Raw genomic sequence first — 8,110 nt, forward strand, 5'->3', positions numbered from 1 at the left:
CTCCTTTTTGTTAAAATTATACTATAAATTCAACTTTGCAACAGAACCAAAATAGTTATTCAAAAATGAAGCTAGAGTTACATGACCAAACACTTGCACTTACAGGAGAAGTTGAGAAAGAAGCTTTAGTTTCAAAAAACAAAATGAACTTAAAATATTTTAAGACAGAATTTGTTAATAAAAATGAATTTCCAGATGAATCACTTGAGTATGAATTGCTGAAATTCATTACCCCACTAGTTGAACTTGAATTTTCAATAGATATCACAAATCCCAAGGTTCAAATTGTATTAAGTGAAAGTCAATTAGACTCTTTGATTAAAAACAATAACCTTAAAAGAAATTCAACTGTATTCATACACCCTGATGTTTTTTTTGACACGAAACAAAACAAGATCATTAAAGATTTAAAGATAACTATTCAAGAAATCCCAGATTACTTTTTTGGTAAGGAGCTATGGAGTAGATGATAAAATTAAAAGAATTTCAGCAAAATGCAGTAAATAAGTTATTAGAATTCACAGCACCTGAATATAAAGTTAATGAACTAACAATAAAGGCCCCTACCGGAGCTGGAAAAACTATCATACTTCTGTCATGGATTGAAGAGTATATAAAATCAACGGCAGATGATGTAGCATTTATTTGGTTCACTCCTGGTGCAGGCGAACTGGAAGAACAGTCAAAGGACAAAGCTAATAATTTTTCAAGTATTCAGGCACAATCTGTTGATGACGCATTAAATAATGGCTTTGGTATCGGTTCAGCAACCTTTATCAACTATGAACGAGTGGTCGGGAAAAAATCTAAAGCAATGTTAACAGACAGTGAACACGATAACCTAGTTGATAAAAGGTAGCGTCAAGAATCTTGTGTAAATGAAATGCCTTCGTACATATAATATGTAACTAACTCAAATAAATGATGCTTCCAAGGTGTCCTGGAGTCCTTTAAAGCCTCGGTGGATCCGCTTCAGAGACTTCTCGTTATAAGCATTAAACTGAGAAACCAGGAATCGATCCAGTGAATCTTCCGTTGGAAATTGTTCTTTGCGGTGGGTGGTGCGCTTGAGATGCTTGTTAAAGTTCTCAATCAAGTTAGTGGAGTAGAGTGATTGCCGAATGGCTGGTGGAAAGTCCATGAAAGTGAGCAGATTCGGCATTTTAAGCAGATCTTTGATTAACTTGGGATAGGTACGATGCCAGTTGTTGGCGAACTCATTCAGTTTCAGTTCGGCTGCTTCACGATTGGCAGCCCAATGAACTTGTTTAAAGTCATTGATCACGGCCTTACGGTCTTTCACCCGAACTTTGTTTATCAAATTACGCCCAACATGAACCAGGCAACGTTGTCGTTTAGCTTTGGGAAAATGCCGATTTAAACCTTCATCCAAACCAACTAACCCATCGGCCACAAACAACAGCACATCTTTGACACCTTGCTTAATCAGGGTTCCCAGTAATTCAGTCCAGATCCCAGTTGATTCCGTCGGCGCCACTTGGTAGTTCAGCACTTCTTTCGTACCATCTGGACGAATGCCAATCGCAATATGAACCGCTTCTTTTTGAACGGTATCCCGCTTTAACGGCAAGTAAGTGGCATCTAAGAAGATAGCCGCATATTGTGAAGCCAGTCGACGTTGCTGGAAAGCTTGAACCTGTTCATTGACGGCTTTAGTCATGTTGGAAACCGTGGCTTTGGAGTAGTGAGCACCGTACATATTCTCAATGAGTTCGGCAATTTCAGCAGTGGTAATTCCCTTGGTATACAACTGAATAACCGTTGTTTCTAAATTATCACTGTGCCGACCGTAGGCTGGCAAGGTATGATTTTCAAACCGGCCATTGCGATCTCGAGGAATGGTTAAGTTAAGTTGGCCGTACTTCGTATCAAACGAGCGCTCATAACTGCCGTTGCGGTTATTACCAGTGTTAATCCCAGCGTATGAGTAGCGTTCGTAACCCAAAAACTCTGCCAATTCAGTTTGAAGCAGCTGGTTGATGGCGATTTCAAGGTGGTGACGAAAAACTTCGTCCAAATCTTGTTTTTGGGCTAGTGCAGCGATAATTTCTGTGGTAAGTTCATTCATGGGGAATGCCTCCTGTGATGTTTTCTGTGGTTACTAAATATCATAAGGGAAGGCATTCCCTATTTCTATACAATTTAGAAATCTTTTGTGCGTTTACACAAGATATTTTACGCTCTCCAATCCCAAGAAGCCATTGATAAACGAAATGAGAAATTGACCCATTATTTGACGGAAGAATTGCAGGTATTAAATGAAGAAATGATTCGTAAGGATATTCCTACTAGTTCTAGTGTGAACGATATACAGGTGTGGCAGGTTTCTCAAGTGAATGAGAACACCTTTGAGGTACTGTTTTCTGTTGAACAAGTTATTACCGAAGACAAAGACAAGGAAACTATATCGTCTAGCTTTCATGTGGTTGTCCATATAGATGAATCAGATAATATGGTTATTATCAAAAATCCGACAATGAGTAAGAAACCTCAAAAATCGGACTACCAACCCAAACAGCTAGAAAGTGACCATACAGTAGATACAGAAACGATGGACGAAATCATTAGCTTTTTAGAAACGTTCTTCCAGCTCTATCCTACCGCCACAGAAAAAGAATTGACTTACTATGTAAGTAATCATGTGTTACCTATGATTAACAAGGAATATGTTTTCGAGGAATTGGTGAATCCTATCTTTACCAGAAAAGATAACCAAGTAATCGTGAATGTCGCTGTGAAATATTTAGATCAAGAAACAAAGGCAACCCAAATCTCGCAATTTGAGTTGATATTAGAAAAACAAGATAATTGGAAGATTGTAAAATAACAAATATTGGTACATGATTACAGATACTTTGTAATCATGTACTCTTTTTGATAAAAAATTGGAGATTCCTTTACAAATATGCTCTTACGTGCTATTATTTAAGTGACTATTTAAAAGGAGTTAATAAATATGCGGCAAGGTATTCTTAAATAAACTGTCAATTTGATAGCAGGAACAAATAATTAGATGTCCTTTTTTAGGAGGGCTTAGTTTTTTGTACCCAGTTTAAGAATACCTTTATCATGTGATTCTAAAGTATCCAGAGAATATCTGTATGCTTTGTATACCTATGGTTATGCATAAAAATCCCAGTGATAAAAGTATTTATCACTGGGATTTTTATGCCCTTTTGGGTTTTTGAATGGAGGAAAATCACATGAAAATTATTAATATTGGAGTTTTAGCTCATGTTGATGCAGGAAAAACTACCTTAACAGAAAGCTTATTATATAACAGTGGAGCGATTACAGAATTAGGAAGCGTGGACAAAGGTACAACGAGGACGGATAATACGCTTTTAGAACGTCAGAGAGGAATTACAATTCAGACAGGAATAACCTCTTTTCAGTGGGAAAATACGAAGGTGAACATCATAGACACGCCAGGACATATGGATTTCTTAGCAGAAGTATATCGTTCATTATCAGTTTTAGATGGGGCAATTCTACTGATTTCTGCAAAAGATGGCGTACAAGCACAAACTCGTATATTATTTCATGCACTTAGGAAAATGGGGATTCCCACAATCTTTTTTATCAATAAGATTGACCAAAATGGAATTGATTTATCAACGGTTTATCAGGATATTAAAGAGAAACTTTCTGCCGAAATTGTAATCAAACAGAAGGTAGAACTGTATCCTAATATGTGTGTGACGAACTTTACCGAATCTGAACAATGGGATACGGTAATAGAGGGAAACGATGACCTTTTAGAGAAATATATGTCCGGTAAATCATTAGAAGCATTGGAACTCGAACAAGAGGAAAGCATAAGATTTCATAATTGTTCCCTGTTCCCTGTTTATCACGGAAGTGCAAAAAACAATATAGGGATTGATAACCTTATAGAAGTGATTACGAATAAATTTTATTCATCAACACATCGAGGTCCGTCTGAACTTTGCGGAAATGTTTTCAAAATTGAATATACAAAAAAAAGACAACGTCTTGCATATATACGCCTTTATAGTGGAGTACTACATTTACGAGATTCGGTTAGAGTATCAGAAAAAGAAAAAATAAAAGTTACAGAAATGTATACTTCAATAAATGGTGAATTATGTAAGATTGATAGAGCTTATTCTGGAGAAATTGTTATTTTGCAAAATGAGTTTTTGAAGTTAAATAGTGTTCTTGGAGATACAAAACTATTGCCACAGAGAAAAAAGATTGAAAATCCGCACCCTCTACTACAAACAACTGTTGAACCGAGTAAACCTGAACAGAGAGAAATGTTGCTTGATGCCCTTTTGGAAATCTCAGATAGTGATCCGCTTCTACGATATTACGTGGATTCTACGACACATGAAATTATACTTTCTTTCTTAGGGAAAGTACAAATGGAAGTGATTAGTGCACTGTTGCAAGAAAAGTATCATGTGGAGATAGAACTAAAAGAGCCTACAGTCATTTATATGGAGAGACCGTTAAAAAATGCAGAATATACCATTCACATCGAAGTGCCGCCAAATCCTTTCTGGGCTTCCATTGGTTTATCTGTATCACCGCTTCCGTTGGGAAGTGGAATGCAGTATGAGAGCTCGGTTTCTCTTGGATACTTAAATCAATCATTTCAAAATGCAGTTATGGAAGGGATACGCTATGGTTGCGAACAAGGATTATATGGTTGGAATGTGACGGATTGTAAAATCTGTTTTAAGTATGGCTTATACTATAGCCCTGTTAGTACCCCAGCAGATTTTCGGATGCTTGCTCCTATTGTATTGGAACAAGTCTTAAAAAAAGCTGGAACAGAATTGTTAGAGCCATATCTTAGTTTTAAAATTTATGCGCCACAGGACTATCTTTCACGAGCATACAACGATGCTCCTAAATATTGTGCGAACATCGTAGACACTCAATTGAAAAATAATGAGGTCATTCTTAGTGGAGAAATCCCTGCTCGGTGTATTCAAGAATATCGTAGTGATTTAACTTTCTTTACAAATGGACGTAGTGTTTGTTTAACAGAGTTAAAAGGGTACCATGTTACTACCGGTGAACCTGTTTGCCAGCCCCGTCGTCCAAATAGTCGGATAGATAAAGTACGATATATGTTCAATAAAATAACTTAGTGTATTTTATGTTGTTATATAAATATGGTTTCTTGTTAAATAAGATGAAATATTTTTTAATAAAGATTTGAATTAATCCGAACGCTGTTCGGACAAAAAAGATCAGCTTCCTTTAAAATGGTGTTTACCACAAACCCATCTTTTAGGAGCTGATCTTTTGTCTAGTATAACCTATTCCGAACGAATTAAAATCGAAACCTTTTGTGAACTAGGGCTGTCCAATATCCAAATGGGCGTTCGGATTAATTTTAAAATCTACCATAAGTCTACCGATTTTTTAATATTATTTTATTCATCAATTTCCGGCGCCGACCCAAGCTCTGCCTGAATCATCCAGATTTTCTTCTCAATTGCGGTTTTGAGACCAATGAAAATATCTTGGGTACTGAAGTCTTTTTCAACATCGGATACTTCAATGCCGTGTTGGTAAAGGTCTTCCAAGTAACGATAGCCATCAACTAAGTGTGCGAGGCGTTCTGGGGTTGTTTTGTCCATTCACCAGGCCAGTCTTGAATCTTAGTGTTTTCGGCCATTTCTTTTAAGGTGGAGTAAGGACTGCCATCAAGCGCAATCAGCCGTTCAGAAATGACATCGAGTTGGCTGTCAATTTCTTCCATGAACTCATCCATCAAGGGGTGCAACTTCAAAAAGTTGGGTCCACGCATGTACCAATGCGTCTGATGGATAATCATTGACATCTGGCTCAAATCGGCAACGAGTTGATTTAATACTGCTTTGGTTTTCGTATATTTCATTAGATTGGTCTCCTTTCGATATGGTTATTATAACTTAGTGGTAGCTTAATCTGAAACGTTATACACTGGCAAATTAAGTTATTTATAGCCCGTAGAATTAAGTCGTTTTGAAAAGATGGAGACGTTATATGGAAGATTGTAAAATTAATCTACAATTGAATTTTATTTACCTTATGAAGATGTTCAAAACGCGTTAAAGGAAAGTGCGCAAACCCCTTTATACGTAGAAAGGATGAATGGGTAGTGGGTAACAATGAGTGTAAATTAAATAAGGCACAAAAAAGGATGCTTAAGGATAAAGAAATATATAATCATTTCAATTTAGAAAATATTTCCAGTTCCATCAAAACGGAGCTAAACAAGATAGTGCATGACATCGATGACTAATACTTTAACACCAAACAGAAAGGGGCTATGAATATATAGGGTCTATACTAGATAATGGACAGTATTTATTGAAATGGAGTAGTTGTAGGAGAGCTAGAAATCCTCTTATACCAAGGGTTTCTGGCTCTTCTTATCTTTTTACTGCACTTTTATTGCACTTTTTTCATTTCTTTGTTTCGCAAGTAGTCTACAGTAAATTGATTCTTTGGTGAAGTATCATAATTTTGTTTTGCTTCTTTAAAGGAAATGGCTCCATTTAATTTGTTAGCTACCTCGAAATTACTGTTAGGATAAAGATGTCCATACGTTCCTAAAGTCGTCTCAATATCTTCGTGTCCTAGACGATCTTTAATGATAAGTGGATTTTCTCCCATACTGATTAACAAGGAAGCATGAGAATGCCGTAACCCATAATATCGCTATCTTGAATTTCAATATAATCTTTATGCTTCTTTTTTATGCCAAGTGCATTAGCATAGTCACGTGCTTGTGATGGTTTTTCTGCGAATATGACGGTAGTCACTGTGATAACCTCCTTTTTTTATCTTTCAAATTCATCATTTTCTGCTTGTTCAATATATTCAGGTGGTAATGGATCAGGTTCTTCATATTGTTCAGGGGTATGTGACTTTTTTTCGTTATCTACTTCATATGTGTTTTCTGAAATTGCATCTTCGTCTATTTCATAATTAAATTCATTAGTATCTGTATTAAAGTTGAATGTAAACGCATCTTGATTATTTTGTATTTTTTGCGTATCTTCTTCGTTTAATGTAAGTGCATATTGTTCTGTACCTACTTCAACGATTACTTTATCACCATCTACATCTAATAATTCAGCTTCAACTTGTTTATCATTATCATTCTGCATTAAATCTTTATATTCACTTTTTTCATTTAATGTTTGAAATACTTCTGTTTCTTGAATATCATAGGCTTCTTTAATCGTATTATTTTGTTCTAATTCTAATTTTTCAGATTCTTGAATTTGTACTTTAGCTTGTTCAGGTAAACTTTTTTCAATGCTATTAATATCTTTAATGTAACTATCAATAACACTGTTTTGATAAGGTTTAGTGTTTGTTTCTGCCAAATGATTAATTCTACTTTCATTTAATTCTTTTGGACTAATTTGTTCTTCAATTGTTTGTATCGCTTGTAGTGTGAATTGTTCTAATTGTAGTTTATTAATATCATTATCAGCACTATAAGGGTCACTATATGATAAAACATTTTGTGCGTCTTTAAGATAATTATATAAATCAATCGTATTCCCTTTATTTTCATCACTATTTAGCGATATGTTTTGACTGATAGATTCAACATTATAATTTGGTTCTGTTTTATCAACATCAGGCTGTAAGGCTAGTTTTTGATTGATGATTTCAAGCCTTGCTACTTGTTCGTAGTTTCTAAGTCCTTGTATGTCAGCACTTCTATTAATCGTTTCATAACTATTAGTCATCATATCTTTTAAATCAGTAAATTGATTACTTAATGATGGTTGCTTTTGTTCTTGTGATAATGCTGATACTTGTTGTTGTTCTTTTGAGAAAAAATCTCTTACTTTATCAAATGTTGAAGTTAAATTTTCAACTGTAGCACTTTCTTTGTTCCATGTTACTAAATCTTTGATGTTATTTTTAATTGTTTCAGGATTAATAGCATGGTCATTAAAGAAGTTTTTCACGCCATTAACTTGCTGCATAATAAAATCACTTGTAAATGCATTACTCAAACGTTCTTTAATGCCTACAAGTGATTGTTGTAAATCTTTAAAATAATCATCTAAATTTAATTTTTGGGTTCTGTTGCAAAGTTGAA

Annotated in this window: 9 protein-coding genes and 3 pseudogenes; 6 read left to right on the forward strand and 6 right to left on the reverse strand. The window is 35.1% G+C overall.

The features are described from left to right. Positions 1 to 65 precede the first annotated feature (65 nt). Positions 66 to 470, forward strand: coding sequence for a hypothetical protein (locus tag KA909_RS07720; protein ID WP_194378052.1), 405 nt, complete (start codon positions 66 to 68; stop codon positions 468 to 470). Further along, on the forward strand, positions 467 to 859 hold the full coding sequence (locus KA909_RS07725; RefSeq protein ID WP_204194354.1) for a DEAD/DEAH box helicase family protein: 393 nt from the start codon (positions 467 to 469) through the stop codon (positions 857 to 859). The genes KA909_RS07720 and KA909_RS07725 overlap by 4 nt, the downstream gene beginning before the upstream one ends. Positions 860 to 913: 54 nt before the next feature. On the opposite strand, the gene KA909_RS07730 is transcribed toward KA909_RS07725, so the two are convergent. Beyond that, positions 914 to 2,089: an IS256-like element IS1310 family transposase gene (locus tag KA909_RS07730; protein ID WP_002328814.1), complete on the reverse strand. Its 1,176-nt coding sequence runs from the start codon at positions 2,087 to 2,089 to the stop codon at positions 914 to 916. A gap of 111 nt (positions 2,090 to 2,200) precedes the next feature. Here KA909_RS07730 and KA909_RS07735 point away from each other — a divergent pair. The 4 genes and pseudogenes from KA909_RS07735 to KA909_RS07750 all read left to right on the forward strand — a co-directional run. Beyond that, a pseudogene (locus KA909_RS07735) lies at positions 2,201 to 2,848 on the forward strand (conjugal transfer protein); the annotation flags it as partial. A gap of 274 nt (positions 2,849 to 3,122) precedes the next feature. After that, positions 3,123 to 3,209, forward strand: a complete 87-nt coding sequence (locus KA909_RS07740) for a tetracycline resistance determinant leader peptide (protein WP_011058339.1) — start codon at positions 3,123 to 3,125, stop codon at positions 3,207 to 3,209. A 15-nt stretch (positions 3,210 to 3,224) separates the two neighbouring features. Continuing rightward, positions 3,225 to 5,144, forward strand: coding sequence for a tetracycline resistance ribosomal protection protein Tet(M) (gene tet(M), locus KA909_RS07745; RefSeq protein WP_210130090.1), 1,920 nt, complete (start codon positions 3,225 to 3,227; stop codon positions 5,142 to 5,144). A gap of 157 nt (positions 5,145 to 5,301) precedes the next feature. Next, a pseudogene (locus KA909_RS07750) lies at positions 5,302 to 5,391 on the forward strand (IS30 family transposase); the annotation flags it as partial. 41 nt (positions 5,392 to 5,432) lie between these two features. Here KA909_RS07750 and KA909_RS13840 read toward each other — a convergent pair. The 5 genes and pseudogenes from KA909_RS13840 to KA909_RS07770 form a co-directional block, all read right to left on the reverse strand. Beyond that, positions 5,433 to 5,639 carry a ferritin-like domain-containing protein gene (locus KA909_RS13840; protein WP_481906431.1) on the reverse strand — a complete coding sequence of 69 codons (207 nt, stop codon included), beginning with the start codon at positions 5,637 to 5,639 and terminating at the stop codon, positions 5,433 to 5,435. Further along, the gene (locus KA909_RS13845) at positions 5,603 to 5,899 is read right to left on the reverse strand and encodes a Dps family protein (RefSeq protein WP_481906430.1); all 297 of its coding nucleotides are present in this window, start codon (positions 5,897 to 5,899) and stop codon (positions 5,603 to 5,605) included. Before KA909_RS13845 ends, KA909_RS13840 begins: the two co-directional genes overlap by 37 nt. A gap of 536 nt (positions 5,900 to 6,435) precedes the next feature. Continuing rightward, positions 6,436 to 6,705, reverse strand: a pseudogene (locus KA909_RS07760) (site-specific integrase); the annotation flags it as partial. Beyond that, entirely contained in the window at positions 6,666 to 6,809 is a 144-nt protein-coding gene (locus KA909_RS07765; protein WP_193839970.1) for a hypothetical protein, read from the reverse strand. The pseudogene KA909_RS07760 and the gene KA909_RS07765, both read right to left, overlap by 40 nt. 18 nt (positions 6,810 to 6,827) lie before the next feature. After that, the coding region (locus KA909_RS07770; protein WP_194376798.1) for a hypothetical protein at positions 6,828 to 8,110 on the reverse strand (1,283 nt) is incomplete at its 5' end.

The organism is Staphylococcus sp. GDX8P54P, assembly GCF_017893165.1.
GTDB classification, from domain to species: Bacteria; Bacillota; Bacilli; order Staphylococcales; family Staphylococcaceae; genus Staphylococcus; species Staphylococcus borealis.

Excerpts from the sequence above, each read along its gene's own strand:
- KA909_RS07740 (WP_011058339.1), top strand. The coding sequence starts at position 3,123 with ATGCTTTGTATACCTATGGTTATGCATAAAAATCCCAGTGATAAAAGT.
- KA909_RS07725 (WP_204194354.1), top strand. The coding sequence starts at position 467 with ATGATAAAATTAAAAGAATTTCAGCAAAATGCAGTAAATAAGTTATTA.
- KA909_RS13845 (WP_481906430.1), bottom strand. The coding sequence starts at position 5,899 with ATGAAATATACGAAAACCAAAGCAGTATTAAATCAACTCGTTGCCGAT.
- KA909_RS07720 (WP_194378052.1), top strand. The coding sequence starts at position 66 with ATGAAGCTAGAGTTACATGACCAAACACTTGCACTTACAGGAGAAGTT.
- KA909_RS07730 (WP_002328814.1), bottom strand. The coding sequence starts at position 2,089 with ATGAATGAACTTACCACAGAAATTATCGCTGCACTAGCCCAAAAACAA.
- KA909_RS13840 (WP_481906431.1), bottom strand. The coding sequence starts at position 5,639 with ATGGACAAAACAACCCCAGAACGCCTCGCACACTTAGTTGATGGCTAT.